The organism is Paenibacillus sp. P4_A9, from assembly GCF_056402415.1.
In genome coordinates, this window is record NZ_JBFUHL010000238.1 from 1 (window position 1) to 655 (window position 655).

Annotated in this window: 1 protein-coding gene; it reads left to right on the forward strand. The window is 42.7% G+C overall.

Going from position 1 to position 655, the window contains the following annotated elements; translation table 11 throughout:
• Positions 1 to 27 precede the first annotated feature (27 nt).
• A partial coding sequence (locus tag AC1DVJ_RS31225; RefSeq protein ID WP_477596855.1) for a hypothetical protein occupies positions 28 to 655 on the forward strand: 628 nt, incomplete at its 3' end.

Below are 655 nucleotides of genomic sequence, written 5' to 3' on the forward strand. Positions count from 1 at the left end.
GGAAAGAACATCCCAATCCAGGTATTCATGGTACTTGTAATTACAATCGCTCTATCCGCAATGGTTTACGCCATTAAATATCGACTTTTGAAACAGACACCGGTAAGCTTCTGGAGACTTAGTAGCTTCTCGCCGATCAGTCCGAGCTTTTCGGTTCACATGATAACAATCGGGCTGGCGTTCACTTTATTAAATGTTGCCACCATGAAACTACTTCTTTACTACAACATTACAACATTCAATGATTTTACAGAAGAATATTTCGCCTCTGTTCCTTTCATTTACATGATACTTTCCTCCGTACTCACCACTGCACTTGAGTTGATCCTGTTTATTGGCATTATGTTTAACGAAGCCCGGAAACATGTTCCTGTATTCTGGCCAATTCTAGTCATCGCTTTGATTATTGCGKCGTTGCAGCCGGGTGGAATTGCGATGCAGCTTCTGGGTGTAGCGTTAGGATTCATTTATGGATCCATCTATGTACGCCTTTCATCCATATGGTCCGTTATGCTGATTGGAATCGTGTTTAACCTCAGTCTGTTCGGTATGAAAAGAATCGGTTGGCTTGATTCCATGGAGAACATGTCGAGCTTCACCCTTATACTGCTGATGGCAGTCATGGGACTCTATCTCATTTGTAGCACCCTTTGGT